We start from the raw sequence: 14080 nt of genomic DNA, 5'->3' as shown, positions 1-14080 counted from the left end.
AAATACGTAGAATGAAACGCCCGTTTGCCGCGCTTATAGCGGTTTACGCCGCGTTCGGAAGCGCGTCGTTGAGGCGCGCAAGACTTTCATCTTTTCCGAGGGCTACCAGCGCGCCGGCGAGGTCCGGGGCGGGCGATCCGCCCGACAGCACGGCCCGCAGAGCCGGCCCGAACTTGCCGATGCCGACGCCCTCCGATTCCGCAAAGCCGCGGATCAGGGCCTCCAGGGCGGGGACCTCCCACGCGGCCTGATCGGCGAGGCGGTCGCGCAGGCGGGCCAGGCGGCCCCTGCTCTCGTCCGTGAGCAGCCCCTGCTGCTTCTCGGGCAGCTCCAGCGGCCGCTCGCGCAGCACGAACACCGTGGCATCGGCGAGCTCCAGCAGGGTCTTGGCCCCGTCCCGCACCAGCGGGATGGTCCGGGCCAGCACCGGGCGCAGGGCCGCGCGGACCTTCAGCCCGCGGCCGGCGTGCACGCCCTCCACCAGAGCGGCCAACCGGTCCACCTCGGCCTGGCGGATGTAGTGGTTGTTGACGTGATTCAGCTTGTCCCAGTCCAGCCGGGCGGGCGCGCTCACCACGTCCTTGATGTCGAACCAGCCGATCGCCTGCTCGTCCGAGAAGATCTCGTCGTCGCCGTGGCCCCAGCCCAGCTTGGCCAGGTAATTGCGCATGGCCTCGGGCAGGTAGCCCATGTCGTCGAACTCGGAGACCGCCTGCGCCCCGTGGCGCTTCGACAGCTTCTTGCCGTCCGGCCCGTGGATCATCGGCAGGTGCGCCCAGACCGGGACCTCCCAGTCCATGGCCTGGTAGATGTGCGTCTGGCGCGCGGCGTTGTTCAGGTGGTCGTCGCCGCGGATCACATGGGTCACCCCCATGTCGTGGTCGTCCACCACCACGGCTAGGTTGTAAGTCGGGTTGCCGTCCGTCCGCAGCAGGATGAGGTCGTCCAGGTGCTCGTTCTGGAACACCACGCGGCCCTTCACCTGGTCGTCCACGACCGTCTCGCCGGTCTGCGGAGCCTTCAGGCGCACGGCGAACGGCCGGTCCGGCGCGTCGTTGGGCGAGCTGTCGCGCCAGGGCGAGCGGACCACGCGGCCCTCGGCCCGGGCGGCCTCGCGTTCGGCCTCCAGCTCCTCGGGCGTCATGAAGTCCCTATAGGCCGCGCCGCGCTCCAGCATCGTCTGGACCACCTCGCGGTGGCGGTCGGCGCGGGCGAACTGGAAGACCGGCTCCTCGTCCGGCTCCAGGCCCAGCCACTTCATGCCGTCGAAGATCACCTGCACCGCCTCCGCCGTGGAGCGCTCGCGGTCGGTGTCCTCGACGCGGATCAGGAACTTGCCGCCGGTGTGCCGCGCGTAAAGCCAGTTGAAAAGCGCGGTGCGGGCCGTGCCAATGTGCATCATGCCCGTAGGGGAGGGGGCGATCCGGGTGACGACGGGACGGTCGGGCATCGAACTCGAAGGCTCTGGGGAAGCGCAGCCCTCGGCGGGCGCGGCGCCTCTTAGCATGCGCCTTCGCAAGCCTCCTAGCCTAGGCGTGGCCGTGACATGGCTGGCAGCCCAGGTTGGACGGCAGGCCGACCGCTGGACGCTGTGGACGCCGGTGGCGTTCGGCCTGGGCGCCGCGTTCTACTTCACCCTGCTGCGCGAGCCGCAGGCCTGGGTGGCCTGGGCCGGGCTCGCCGTTACCGCCGTCCTGGTGACCGCCGCCGCCCGTTGGAGCGCCTCGCGCCCCGTCACCGTCGCGCTCGTGCTCGCCGCCTGCCTCGCCGGCGGCTTCTCCATGGCCAAGGTCCGCACCGAGGCGGTGAAGGCGCCCATCGCCCCCGAGGAGAGCCGCCCCCAGCGCCTCCAGGGCTGGGTGGTCGACGTGGCAAGCCCGGGCGAGGGCGGCCAGCGCCTGCTGATCGCGCCGGCCCGCATCGGTGACTGGCTCCCTGAGGCGACCCCGATCCGCGTGCGGGTGACGCTGCGGCCCGGCGCTCCGGTGCCGTCGCCGGGCGAGCCGATCAGCCTGCTCGCCATCGTCAACGCCCCGCGTCCGCCCGCCAGCCCCGGCGCCTACGACTTCGCCCGCGACGCCTTCTTCGAGAGCGTCGGCGGCGTCGGCTTCGCGCTGACCCCGCCCACCACCTGGGACACCTTCGACCGCGCGCCCTGGCGGCTGCGCCTGCAGATGCGCATCAACGCGATCCGGTGGGAGCTCTCGCGGCGGATCGTCGACCAGCTGGGCCCTGCGAGCGGCGGCCTGGCGGCGGCCATGACCACGGGCCACGAGGCCTTCATCCCGCAGAGCCAGGTGGACGACCTGCGCGCCGCCGGCCTCGCCCACATCATCTCCATTTCGGGCCTGCACATGGCCATCGTCGGCGGCTTCGCCTTCGCCTTCGCGCGGCTGTCGATCGCCGCCTGGCCATGGCTGGCGCTGCGGGTCCCGGGCAAGAAGCTCGCGGCGGTCGTGGGCCTTGCGGCGGTCGGCGGCTATCTCGTCCTCTCGGGCGCGCCGCCCCCCGCCGAGCGCGCCGCCATCACCGCGGCCGTGGCGTTCGGCGCGATCCTGGTCGACCGCCAGGCGATCAGCCTGCACGCCCTGGCGCTGGCCGCCATGGCCGTGATGCTGCTGCATCCCGAGGCGGTCACCGAGCCGGGCTTCCAGATGTCCTTCGCCGCCACCGCCGCCCTGGTGGCGCTGGCCGACGCCCTGCCAAGGCCGGTGAAGGAGATCAACACGCCCTGGCCCATCCGCATCGTCCAGGCCGCCGTCGTTTGGACCGGCGTCAGCCTGGCGGCGAGCTTCGTGGCGGGTCTCGCCACCGGTCCGTTCGCCATGCAGCACTTCAACCGTGTGGCGACCTGGGGCCTGGTCTCGAACCTGCTGACGGCGCCCATCTCGTCGTTCCTGATGATGCCTGCGCTGGCGATCGGCGCGGCGCTCACGCCGTTCGGCCTCGGCGAGGCGCCGCTGGCGGCGGCCGGCTTCGGCATCGAGCTGATGAACCGCATCGCGCACACGGCGGCGACCGCCCCGCACGCCCAGCTCGTGGTGCCGAGCGCGCCCGCCTGGACGCTCCCGGCGGCCTTCGTCGGCCTGATCTGGCTCTGCGTCTGGAAAGGACCGCTGCGGCTCCTCGGCGCTCCCTTCGCCTTTGCGGTCCTGCTGGTCCCCCGGCCGCCGGCGCCGGACGTCTGGGTGGCCGCGGACGGCGCCGCCGTGGCCGTCCGCGCGGAGAAGCACTCCGTGCTGCTGCGGCCCGACGTGAAGCTGTTCGGCGCCGAGCTCTGGTCGCGGCGGCGCGGGCTGGAGCCGCAGGGGGCGCAGGCGCGCGACGCCGCCTTCGACTGCGACGCCTGGAGCTGCCTCGCCAAGCCCGGCGCGCCGGTACGCCTCGCCGCAGCCTGGAACGTGAAGCGGCCGCTCAAGGACGGCCGCCTCGAGGCGATCTGCACGGGGGCGGAGGTTGTCGTACTGCGCAACGCCGTCCAGCGGGGCGCCTGTCCGGCGCCCCTGCTGCTCACCGGCGCGGACTTCGCCCGCGGCGGCTCGGCCGAGCTCTACCGGGAGCGCGGCGGCTGGCGGGTGGTCTGGGCGCAGGACCTGCGGGGGCGCCGGCCGTGGACCTGGGGCTTGGACCTGCGCTGATGCAGTTCACCAAGCGCCTCAGGGAGCCGGTGATGCGCGGCGAGGTCACCTGCAGCGTCCGCATCTGGCAGCAGCCGCGCGTAAAGGTGGGCGGCCGCTATCCTCTGGGCCCCGGCCATATCGAGGTGACCTCGATCCGGCAGATCACGCTGCAGGACGTGACGCCGGAGCTCGCCCGACGCTCGGGGTTCGCCGGGGTCGTGGACCTCCTGAAGGTGGCCAAGCACGGCCCCGGCGAAAACGTCTACCTGGTGGAGTTCGAGTACCGCGGGCCCTAGTGCTCGGCGGCCTCTTCGCCGGCTTCCTGGGCGGCCTCGCCGGCCTTCTCCGCGTGCTCGCCGGCCTTTTCCGCAGCGGCCCCGGCCGCGGCGGCGGCGTCCTGGGCGGCCTGGGTCGTGGCCGATGCGCCCGCAGCCGCCGCGCTGGCGGCGGAGTCGGCGGCGGCGGCCGTGGCGTTGGAAGCTTCCTGGGCCGCGGTCGTGGCGTCGGCCTGGGCGTCCTTCGCCTCGTTGTTCGAGCAGGCGGCGGCGGCGAGGCTGAGCGCGGCGATCGCTGCAAGGGTGATGATGCGCATGTACGGTCTATCCCTGTTGCGGCCCACGTACGTGCGGACCCTCAAGACGGCCGAGCGGAGTCGCAAATGAGCTTCCCCCGGACCCCACCTTAGAACGCCCGGTTCAGGGCCCAGGTTCAAGCCCAGCTTGAATTTCCGAACCGCTATTCTTTGGCCCCACGCGGCGTCCGCGATACACTTACGAGAGGTTCTTTCTCAATGTGTATCAGCCACTTAGCCGCCAGCGAGAGTTGTCGCGCTGAGTCGTGCAAATAGCTCTGCCGCGGCGTGTAACACGCCCCCGTCAGTGGTAGCGGCGGATCAGCCCCACCAGCTTGCCCTGCACCGCAACCTGGTCCGGCCCGAAGATGCGGGTCTCGTAGGCCGGGTTGGCCGCTTCCAGGGCGATCGAGGCGCCCTTGCGGCGCAGGCGCTTCAGGGTGGCTTCCTCGCCCTTCACCAGCGCCACGACGATGTCGCCGGAGTTGGCCGCATCGGTGCGGCGGATGACCACGAAGTCGCCGTCGAGGATGCCCGCGCCCACCATGGAGTCGCCCTGGATCTCCAGGACGAAGTGCTCGCCGGCGCCCAGGATGCTTTCCGGCACCTGGATGCGGTCGCGTTCCTGCTGGATCGCCTCGATGGGCGTGCCGGCGGCGATCTTGCCGAGGATCGGCAGCTCGCGGACGTCGTTCGCCGCCACCGGCGAGCCGGGGCCGGGGTCCACCAGCGTGGGCTTGAAGGGCGTGCGGCCCTTGGGCGGGGCGGCGGTCGTAGCCTGCTGCGGCAGCTTCACCACCTCCAGCGCCCTGGCCCTGTGCGGCAGGCGGCGCAGGAAGCCGCGCTCCTCCAGCGCGGTGATCAGCCGGTGGATGCCCGACTTCGACGCCAGGTCCAGCGCCTCCTTCATCTCGTCGAAGGAGGGAGAGACGCCGCTCTCCTTGATCCGCTCATGGATGAACATGAGCAACTCGTGCTGCTTCTTGGTGAGCATCGCGGAACCTCGATTGATGCGCGCTTAGAAACAAAGCGCGAACGTTATCGATGTTCTCTAGGCGTTCTGCCTTAATGTCAAGTTACCACCCAAGGCGCGGAGAGGCTTGAGGAATTTCCGCGGCCGGCGCGACGACTCAGAGGTGACCGTCACCGATGCCGCGCTGCGCCGCCTCGCTTGGATGGGCCGATCAGCCGGCCGGGGGCAGGTCCATCGAGATCTCCGATCAGTCGCTGTAGGAGGCGCACGAAAGCCTGGCGCTGGCGCTCATGCCGATAAGGTCGGTGATCCGCCAGCCTTCGGGGAACTTGCGCAGCACGTAGAGCGTCGCCCGTTCCTTGGGCGGCATGGGCTGGCCGTCGGTCTTCAGCCGGGTGAAGCGCAGCTGGGCGATCGCCTGGGTCGGCGTCAGGTGGCAGCCCTCGACTGAATGGGTGACGGAATGGTGGTAGCCCTGCGCCTTGAGCCGGTCGAACTCGGCCTGCAGACCGGCCTGGGTCGACATCGGGTTGTCGGCGCGCAGGCGGTAGATGCGCGACGAGATCGCCGCGGAATCGCCCGCGTTCCAGAGCCGGACGTACTCGGTCATGACCGCTTCGACGTCGCGGGCGCCGGCGTCGGCCAGCGCCGCCGAGGGCAGGGCGATAGCTATGGCGATGGCGCAGGCGAGGCTCCGCGTCATGGGGTCTCTCCGAGCAGGGCCCGCGTCGCGGCGGGGACGTCAGCCTGCCGCATCAGGCTCTCGCCGACCAGCATCGCCTTCGCGCCGACGGCCTCCAGGCGGGCGGCGTCGGCCGGGGTGAAGATGCCGCTCTCGGTGACCAGCAGGGCGCCCGCCGGCGCGTCCGCCGCCAGCCGCTCGGTGATCGCCAGGTCCACCTGGAAGGTCCGCAGGTCGCGGTTGTTGACGCCCACGAGGTCGGCGTCCAGCGCCGCGGCGCGGGCCATCTCGGTCTCGTCGTGCACCTCGACGAGCACGTCCATGCCCAGCGCCTGCGCCGCCGCCATGAGCTCCGCAGCCAGTCCATCGTCGACCATGGCGAGGATCACCAGGATGGCGTCGGCGCCGAGCGCGCGGCTCTCGGCCACCTGCCACGGATCGACTAGGAACTCCTTGCGCAGGGCGGGCAGGCCGCTCGATTCGCGCGCCGCGGTCAGGTAGGCGTCAGCCCCCTGGAAGCTGGGTCCGTCGGTGAGCACCGAGAGGCAGGCCGCGCCGCCGGCCTCGTAGGCGCGGGCCAGGGCCGGAGGGTCGAAGTCGGCGCGGATCAGGCCCTTCGACGGCGAGGCCTTCTTGATCTCGGCGATCAGGGCCAGGCGCCCCGGTCCGTGCTCGCGTTCCAGCGCCGCCCTGAAGCCGCGCGGCTTGTCGGCGGCCATGGCGGCGGCCTCGACGTCGGCCTGGCTGCGCGCAGCTTTCCGCTGGACGACGTCCTCGCGCTTGTAGGCGGCGATCTTCGCCAGGATGTCGCTCACGCCTCGCCCCGGGTGATGGCGGCCATGCGGTCCAATGCAGCCCTGGCGCGGCCGTCGTCGATCACCGCGGTGGCGAGCTCCACGCCCTCGCGCAGCGTCTCGACCCTGTCGCCCACCAGGAAGGCGGCGGCGGTGTTGAGCAGGACGATATCGCGGTACGGACCCCTGGCGCCGTCGAGCAGGTCGCGCAGGGCGGCCGCGTTCTCCTTCGGCGAGCCGCCGGTCAGGTCGGCCAGGGCGGCGCGCGGCAGCCCCACGGCCTCGGGCGTGACGGTGAACAGCCGCACCTTGCCCTCCCGGTACTCGGCCACGCTGGTCTCGCCCGTGGTGGTCATCTCATCCATCCCGCCGCCGTGCACCACCCAGGCCTTCTCGGCCCCGAGGGCGCCGAGCACCTCGGCGAGCGGCGCCACCCAGCGGTCGGCGAACACGCCCATCAGCTGACGCCTCGCCCCGGCCGGATTGGTCATCGGCCCGAGCAGGTTGAAGATCGTCCGGAAGCCCAGCTCCGCACGGATCGGTGAGACGTGGCGCATGGCGCCGTGGTGGGCCGGGGCGAACATGAAGCAGATGCCGGCCTCATCCAACGCCTTCAGCTGGCGCTCTGCGCCCGCGGTGATGTCGACGCCGAGCTCGGTCAGCACGTCGGCAGCGCCCGATTTGGACGACAGCGCCCGGTTGCCGTGCTTGGCCACCTTCAGTCCCCCGCCCGCGGCCACGAAGCCGACCGCGGTGGAGATGTTGAGGGTGTGCAGCCCGTCGCCGCCGGTGCCGCAGACATCGATGGTAGGGAAGGGGGTCTCGAGGTTGATCGCCGCCCGCCGCATGGCCCGCGCGCAGGCGGTGATCTCGCCGATGGTCTCGCCGCGCATCCGCATGGCGGTCAGCGCTGCGCCCGCCTGGGCCGGCGTCGGCTCCCCGCGCAGGCACGCGGCAAAGAAGTCGCCCGCGTCGTCCTCGGAGAGGGTCGCGCCGTCGGCGAGGCGCGCCAGCAGCGGCTTGAAGGCGTCTGACATCGCCTAGACGGCCGCCAGCCGCCTCACGCCGGCGATGTCGAGGAAGTTGCCCAGGAGCTCGTGGCCGCACTCGGTGGCGATGCTCTCCGGGTGGAACTGCACGCCGTGCACGGGCCGGCTCTTGTGCTGCACGCCCATGATCTCGCCGTCCTCGGTCCAGGCGGTGACCTCGAGGTCCGGCGGGAGGTCTTCCTTGCGGACGGACAAGCTGTGATAGCGGGTGGCGGTGAAGGGGTTCTTCAGGTCCTTGAACACGCCCTTGCCGTTGTGATGGATCTGGCTGGTCTTGCCGTGCATCACCGCCTTGGCGCGGATCACCTCGCCGCCGAAAGCCTGGCCGATGGCCTGGTGGCCCAGGCAGACGCCGAAGATCGGCAGGGCCGGGTCGGCCTGACTGAGCAGGTCGAGGCAGATGCCGGCCTCGTTGGGCGTGCAGGGCCCCGGCGACAGCAGCACGCCGTCCGGCTTTAGGCCCAGCGCCTCGGCGACCGAGATCTGGTCGTTGCGGCGCACATGCGTCTCCGCCCCCAGCTCGTTCAGGTAGTGGACGAGGTTGTAGGTGAAGCTGTCGTAGTTATCGATCACCAGGATCATGCCGCCCTCTGTACGGTCTGAGGGCTCCCGCGCCAAGCGCCGCCGATTGGCGAAGCGGCCGACTCCGGCGATCCTTGCAACCTATGGCCGCGACCGACACAGCCCTGGACCACGAGGCGATCGCCCGCGCCCGCGCGCTCGTCTCCCCGCCGAAGCCCAAGGAGCGGATGTGGCCGGTGCTGGCCGCCGCGGCGCTGGCCGCCGCCGCCGCGCTCTCCTTCGCCACCGCCATGATCCTCGCCCCGCCGCTCGTCACCGAACATATGGCCAAGGGCGTGGACTAGACGAAGCGCCAGCTTTCCTCGGCCGCCTGCCGGAGCGCCTTGGCCTTTTGCAAGGTCTCGTCGTACTCGGCGTCGGGGTCGCTGTCGGCCACCACGCCGCCGCCGGCCTGGACGTACATCATGCCGTCCTTGAAGAGCGCGGTCCGTAGCACGATGCAGGTGTCCACCGAGTTGTCGGAGCCGATATAACCGACGGCCCCCGCATAGCCGATCCCGCGCTTCTCGATCTCCAGCTCGTCGATGATCTCCATGGCCCGCACCTTGGGCGCGCCGGACAGGGTGCCGGCGGGCAAGGCGGCCATGATGACGTCCACCGGGTCTAGGCCGTCGGGCGCGTCGCCTTCGACGTTGGAGACCAGGTGCATCACGTGGCTGTAGCGCTCGACGAAGAAGCTGGCGGTCACCCGCACGCGCGGCGGCCTCAGGCCGGACTGCGGCGGGGCGTTTGAGCCGGCCTCGTTGAGCATCGCCACCCGGCCCACGTCGTTGCGCCCAAGGTCGAGAAGCATCAGGTGCTCGGCCCGCTCCTTGGGGTCGGCGATCAACTCCTGCTCCAGGGCCAGGTCCTCGGCCGGGGTGGCGCCCCGAGGCCGGGTGCCGGCGAGCGGGCGGATGGTGATCTTGCCGTCGCGCAGCCGGACCAGGATTTCAGGGGACGAGCCCGCCAACTGGAAGTCGCCGAAGTTCAGGTAGAACAGGAAGGGCGAGGGATTTGTCCGGCGCAGCGAGCGGTACAGCGCGAAGGGATCGCGCTCGAACGGCGCGCGGAAGCGGTGGCTGGGCACCACCTGGAAGATGTCGCCGGCGCGGATGTAGTCCTTCGCCCTGGCCACGATCTCCCGATAGTCCTCGCGGCTCACCGGCGTGGTGAAGCGGTCGGGCTCCGGTTCGCCGTTGCCCACCAGCGCCGGCGTTGGGCGCTTGAAGTCGGCCGCGACCTCGTGCAGCCGCTGCTGGGCGGCCGCGTAGGCGTCCTTGGCCGAGGTCCCGTCGGGTCGCACGGGCGTGACCAGCAGGATCTCTTGGGCGATGGCGTCGAAGATCGCGACGATCGAGGGCCGGGTGAGCACCCCGTCGGGCAGGTCGAGCGGGTCCGGGTTGACGTCGGGCAGCCGCTCGACGAGGCGGATCATGTCGTAGCCGATCGCGCCGAACACGCCGGCGGCCATGGGCGGCAGGCCGGGCGGCAGCTCGATACGCGACGTGGCGACCAGGTCCTTCAGGGAGTCCAGGGCGCCGCCGGGCTGGGACGTGAAGCGGCCCGCCGCGATGTCGGCGCCCTCCGCGACCTCGGCCTGGTCGCCGCGGCAGCGCCAGACGAGGTCGGGGTTCAGCGTGATGATCGAGTAGCGGGCGCGGAAGGCGCCGCCCTCGACGCTTTCGAACAGGAAGGCGTACGGCCGGCCATGGCCAATCTTCAGGTAGGCTGAGACCGGCGTCTCCAGGTCGTCGATCAACCGGGTCCAGACGACCTGCGCAGCGCCCGCCCGAAAGGCCTGTTCAAAGGCCGAAAAGTCGGGCTCCACGGTCACTTCTTCGCCTTGCCGCCCTTGGCCGCGGGGGCCTCGACCGGCTCCAGGCCGATCGCGACGCGGGCGCGGTTGTAGTCGACCTTCACCTTCATCTCGTTGCGGGCGGCCAGGCGCGAGGCCTGCTGCAGCTCCTCGAACATCTGGCCATTCATCTGGCCGCGGGCATCCTCGGCCATGCGCGCCAGCATCGGGCCGCCGCCGGGACGGACCGCAAGGAGGCGGCCGACCACCACGCCGGACTGGGTGTTGCGGGCGGTGAAGACCTCGCCCGGGCGGGCGATGAACACTTGGGAGAGCAGCTCACCGCCAAGCGCCGCGGCGTTGCGGCCGGCGGTGGCGCGGTCCAGACGCTCCATCCGGTTCACCGGCGCGCCGGCGGAGGCGGCCACCGCCTCCAGGGTCTCGCCCTTGCGGATGCGGCCGGCGAACTCCTCGGCGCGGGCTTCCATCCGCCGGCCGATCTCGCGCATGGTCCAGACGCGGGTGAGCTGGTCCTTCACCTCGGCCAGCGGCGGCAGGGCCGAGGGGATGATCCGCTCGACGCGCACGGCGAAGTACTCGCCGTTGCCGGCCTCGACGAGCTCGCTCTCCCCGCCGGCCGGCAAGCCGAAGGCGGTCTCCACGATCTTCTGGGTGAGGCCCGGCACAGGCTTGCCCTGCTGGTCGATGCCCGTCTTGGCGACCGGACCCAGCGTCATCGATCCGACTCCCGCCTTCTGGGCGGCCTCGGCGAGGCTGGACCCGGCCTGGTGGGCGTCGTCATAGGCCTGGCTCTGGGCGTAGACCTTCTCCATGGCCGCGTCGCGGCGCAGCTCCTGCTCGAGGGCCGGGCGGGCTTCCTCCAGGCTGACGGTGCGACCGGGGGTGATCGCCAGCACCTTCACCACGGCGATGCCCAGGTCGCCTTGAACGGCGGCAACCTGGTTGGCCTGCAGGCGGAAGGCGGCCTCGCCCACCTTGCGGTCGGCCACGGCGGTGCGCGGCTTGTTGTCGTAGAGGATCGGCTCGACGGCGGCGGCCTTGGCGACGGCGGCGGGGGTCTGGCCGGCGGTCAGCTGCTGGACCATCCGCTGGGCAGTGGCCTGATCCTTGGCCGGGATCTGCACGAGGGTGCGGGTCTCGGGCGTCGACAGCGTGTCCCTGCGAAACTCGTAGCGCTTCTGAAGCTCGGCCGGATCGATGGCGATGCTGCCGGCGACGGCCTCCGGCGAGAAGCGCACGAGGCTCAGCACCCGGTACTCCGGCCGGGTAAGCTGGGCGGCGTTCTCACGCATGAAGGCGGTCAACTGGGCGTCGGTGGGTGCGCCGGGCGGCGGCACCATGTTCGGCTGGATCGTGAAGAAGGCCACGTCCCGCGCCTCGGTCATGTAGACCGCGGCCATGGCGGCATAGGCCCGCGGCATCCGCATCCCCGCGACCAGGCCGGCGTCGAGGTGGCGCTCGGCCAACTCATTGCCGATGTCCTCGATGATCTTCTCCGGCGTCATGTTGTTCTCGGCCGCGACCTTCTCGAACTGGCGCTTGTCGAAGCGGCCGGACACGGGGTCGAAGAAGGCGGGGATCTTCTGGAACTCGCGGCTGATCAGCTCGTACGACGGGCGGATCCCCAGCTTCTTCATCATCTCGGAGACGGCCACGCGCGCGGCGAGGCCGTCGACCATGCGCCGATCGAAGCCGTTCTGGTCGACCATCTCCAGGCTGATCGGCTGGCCGGCCTGCTGCTCGAGCCGGCTCTTCATGCGGTCGAACTCGGAGCGGAACTCCACCGAGGTGACCTTGGCGTCGCCGGCGCTGACCACGGCGTCGCCCGCGGCGCCGCCGGTGAAGATGTCGTTGATGCCGAAGACGGCGAAGCTGACGATCAGGAGACCAATCAGGATCGCGGCGACCCAGGACTTCGCGAAGGCGCGCAGAGCAGCGAACATCTATTCCCTTTCCGGGGTGCGGCGTGCGGGCCGGTATAGTGGAGGCCGTCCAATCCCCGCAAGCAGGTGACAGCGGCCGCAGCTTGGCTTAACCGCGCGCCACATCTGACGAAAGTGAGGCCAAATGACCGCTCCGACGCCGCTGATCGCCGGGAACTGGAAGATGAACGGCGCCTCCGCCGCCCTGGCCGAGGCGAAGGCCATCGCCGACGGCGTGGGCGACTGCCCGGCGCGGGTCGCGATCTGCCCCCCCGCCACTCTCACGCACCGCATGAGCCAGGCGCTGGACGGATCAAAGGTGCTGGTCGGCGGCCAGGACGCCCATTGGGACGACGCGGGCGCCTTCACGGGCGACATCTCGGCCGAGATGCTGGCCGACGCGGGCGCGAAGCTGGTGATCCTCGGCCACTCGGAACGCCGCGCCGGCTGGCGCGAGACCGACGAGATGGTGGCCAACAAGGTGAAGGCCGCCCTGCGCGCCGGCCTGGAGCCGGTCGTCTGCGTCGGCGAGACCCTGGAAGAACGCGACGCCGGTAAGGCCCTTCAGGTCGTGACGGGGCAGGTGAGGGGCTCCCTGCCGCAGGAGCTGGCCGGCAAGACCTTCTCCATCGCCTACGAGCCCGTCTGGGCCATCGGTACAGGGCGCACGCCCACCACGCCGGACATCGAGGAAGTCCACCGCGCCATCCGCGCGACCCTGGTCGAGATGTTCGGCGAGGCCGCGCGCGGCGTCCCGATCCTCTACGGCGGCTCGGTGAAGCCCTCCAACGCGACCGAGATCCTGCATGCAGCCGAGGTCGGCGGCGCTCTGGTGGGCGGAGCCTCGCTCAAGGCGGCCGACTTCCTCGGGATCATCCGCGCGCTCTAGAGCTGCTTGCGCGCCCCACGAGACCGGCGTTCACTCCGCCGTTCCTCGGGGGAGGCGCCGATGCAGATTCTCGCAGCCCTGCGGGCGGCGATGTCGCTGGTGATCGGGCTGGCCATCCTGCTGCTCGTGCCGGCGGGGCTCGTGCCAGGCGGAACATGGCAGTGGCCGCGCGCCTGGATCTTCATCGCGGTTGCCGGCGCCTTGGTGCTCGCGAGCACGGTCGCCATCGCGATCTGGCGTCCGGCCAGCTTCGCCGTGCGGCAGAAGCCGGTCGTCGCCGAGAGGGAAAAGAAGCAGCCGCTGGTCGACAGGATCGGGGTGCCGATCTACCTCGCCTACGTCCTGGCGTGGCTGGCCTTCATCCCGGCCGACGTCTTCTATCTGCAGCTCCTGCCGCCGCCGGGGCCGATCGCGGTCACGGCCGGGGTGGTGATGACCCTGCTCGGCATTGCGCTCGGACAGCTCGCCGTGGCGGAGAACCAGTTCGCGGCGCCGACCATCCACGACCAGAGCGCCGAGAACCAACGCGTGGTCGATACCGGTGTCTACGCCGTGGTCCGGCACCCGATCTATACGGGCAACCTCCTCATGTTCATCGGCATGGCGCTGTGGCTGGGGAGCTATGCGGCGGTCATCGGCGTGAGCGCGATGTTCGTCGCCACCCTGGCCCGGACCTTCATCGAGGAGCGCTGGCTGCGGGATAACCTGACCGGCTACGAGGACTACGCCCGCCGCGTCAGGAGCCGGCTGATTCCTTTCCTGGTCTGACCGGGGTCGGCGGCCCCTTCAGCTCCACGGTGTTGCCCTCCGGGTCACGGACGTAGAGCGAATAGCCCGTCCCGTCGGCGCCGTAGCGGGGACCTTCCTCCACCACCTCGACGGCATGCGCCGCCAGGTGGGCGCGGATGGCGGTGACCTCGAAGGGGCGCACCTGCAGGGCGAAGTGGTCCAGGTTGCGGCCCTCCGGCTCCGGCCCCTTGCCGCCAAGCTTGCCGAGGGGGCCGTCGACGGTGACGAGGTCGATCATCTGCGGCCCCGCCCGGACGTGGGTCAGGCCGAGCTCCGGCCGGTCGCGGTCCACGGCGAGGCCCAGGACGCCGCAGTAGAAGGCGAGCATGCGCTCCTTGTCCCGCACCCGCAGGACGATGTGGTCGAAACCGGCGACCTGGATGGGCGAGCTCATGACCCCCAGACAGTCAC

Annotated in this window: 15 protein-coding genes; 5 read left to right on the top strand and 10 right to left on the bottom strand. The window is 71.0% G+C overall.

Annotated elements, in window-relative coordinates; all coding sequences use genetic code 11:
• Positions 1-43 precede the first annotated feature (43 nt).
• A complete protein-coding gene (gene gltX, locus VIL76_RS00175) occupies positions 44-1450 on the bottom strand; it encodes a glutamate--tRNA ligase (protein WP_332042953.1) in 1407 nt (468 codons plus the stop codon).
• Positions 1451-1541: 91 nt separating this feature from the next.
• On the opposite strand from gltX, the gene VIL76_RS00170 reads away from it, so the two are divergent.
• Complete coding sequence (locus VIL76_RS00170) at positions 1542-3638, top strand: ComEC/Rec2 family competence protein (protein WP_332042952.1); 2097 nt, start codon at positions 1542-1544, stop codon at positions 3636-3638.
• On the top strand, positions 3638-3916 hold the full coding sequence (locus VIL76_RS00165) for a hypothetical protein (RefSeq protein WP_332042951.1): 279 nt from the start codon (positions 3638-3640) through the stop codon (positions 3914-3916). The genes VIL76_RS00170 and VIL76_RS00165 overlap by 1 nt, the downstream gene beginning before the upstream one ends.
• Here VIL76_RS00165 and VIL76_RS00160 read toward each other — a convergent pair.
• From VIL76_RS00160 to VIL76_RS00135, 6 genes are all read right to left on the bottom strand, one after another.
• Complete coding sequence (locus VIL76_RS00160) at positions 3913-4212, bottom strand: hypothetical protein (protein ID WP_332042950.1); 300 nt, start codon at positions 4210-4212, stop codon at positions 3913-3915. The genes VIL76_RS00165 and VIL76_RS00160 overlap by 4 nt on opposite strands.
• Positions 4213-4495: 283 nt before the next feature.
• A complete protein-coding gene (lexA, locus tag VIL76_RS00155) occupies positions 4496-5185 on the bottom strand; it encodes a transcriptional repressor LexA (protein ID WP_332042949.1) in 690 nt (229 codons plus the stop codon).
• A 226-nt stretch (positions 5186-5411) separates the two neighbouring features.
• Complete coding sequence (locus tag VIL76_RS00150) at positions 5412-5867, bottom strand: nuclear transport factor 2 family protein (protein ID WP_332042948.1); 456 nt, start codon at positions 5865-5867, stop codon at positions 5412-5414.
• On the bottom strand, positions 5864-6661 hold the full coding sequence (gene trpC / locus VIL76_RS00145; RefSeq protein WP_332042947.1) for an indole-3-glycerol phosphate synthase TrpC: 798 nt from the start codon (positions 6659-6661) through the stop codon (positions 5864-5866). The genes VIL76_RS00150 and trpC overlap by 4 nt, the downstream gene beginning before the upstream one ends.
• Positions 6658-7677, bottom strand: coding sequence for an anthranilate phosphoribosyltransferase (gene trpD, locus VIL76_RS00140; RefSeq protein ID WP_332042946.1), 1020 nt, complete (start codon positions 7675-7677; stop codon positions 6658-6660). The genes trpC and trpD overlap by 4 nt, the downstream gene beginning before the upstream one ends.
• A 3-nt stretch (positions 7678-7680) precedes the next feature.
• Positions 7681-8271 carry an aminodeoxychorismate/anthranilate synthase component II gene (locus VIL76_RS00135; protein ID WP_332042945.1) on the bottom strand — a complete coding sequence of 197 codons (591 nt, stop codon included), beginning with the start codon at positions 8269-8271 and terminating at the stop codon, positions 7681-7683.
• Between the two features lie 83 nt (positions 8272-8354).
• On the opposite strand from VIL76_RS00135, the gene VIL76_RS00130 reads away from it, so the two are divergent.
• Positions 8355-8555: a hypothetical protein gene (locus tag VIL76_RS00130; protein WP_332042944.1), complete on the top strand. Its 201-nt coding sequence runs from the start codon at positions 8355-8357 to the stop codon at positions 8553-8555.
• Here the strand turns inward: VIL76_RS00130 and trpE are convergent.
• Positions 8552-10087, bottom strand: a complete 1536-nt coding sequence (gene trpE / locus VIL76_RS00125) for an anthranilate synthase component I (RefSeq protein ID WP_332042943.1) — start codon at positions 10085-10087, stop codon at positions 8552-8554. The genes VIL76_RS00130 and trpE overlap by 4 nt on opposite strands.
• Entirely contained in the window at positions 10084-12012 is a 1929-nt protein-coding gene (locus VIL76_RS00120) for a peptidylprolyl isomerase (protein WP_332042942.1), read from the bottom strand. The genes trpE and VIL76_RS00120 overlap by 4 nt, the downstream gene beginning before the upstream one ends.
• A 124-nt stretch (positions 12013-12136) precedes the next feature.
• On the opposite strand from VIL76_RS00120, the gene tpiA reads away from it, so the two are divergent.
• Complete coding sequence (tpiA, locus tag VIL76_RS00115) at positions 12137-12880, top strand: triose-phosphate isomerase (protein WP_332042941.1); 744 nt, start codon at positions 12137-12139, stop codon at positions 12878-12880.
• Positions 12881-12940: 60 nt separating this feature from the next.
• Positions 12941-13648, top strand: coding sequence for an isoprenylcysteine carboxylmethyltransferase family protein (locus VIL76_RS00110; RefSeq protein ID WP_332042940.1), 708 nt, complete (start codon positions 12941-12943; stop codon positions 13646-13648).
• On the opposite strand, the gene VIL76_RS00105 is transcribed toward VIL76_RS00110, so the two are convergent.
• Positions 13617-14063, bottom strand: a complete 447-nt coding sequence (locus VIL76_RS00105) for a VOC family protein (protein WP_332042939.1) — start codon at positions 14061-14063, stop codon at positions 13617-13619. The genes VIL76_RS00110 and VIL76_RS00105 overlap by 32 nt on opposite strands.
• Positions 14064-14080: the final 17 nt, after the last annotated feature.

Origin of the sequence: Phenylobacterium sp., assembly GCF_036563285.1 — a bacterium.
In the GTDB taxonomy this organism is placed as follows: Bacteria; Pseudomonadota; Alphaproteobacteria; order Caulobacterales; family Caulobacteraceae; genus Phenylobacterium.
The sequence above is the reverse complement of the archived record's forward strand: the minus strand, read 5'-3'. Positions and strand labels throughout refer to the sequence as shown.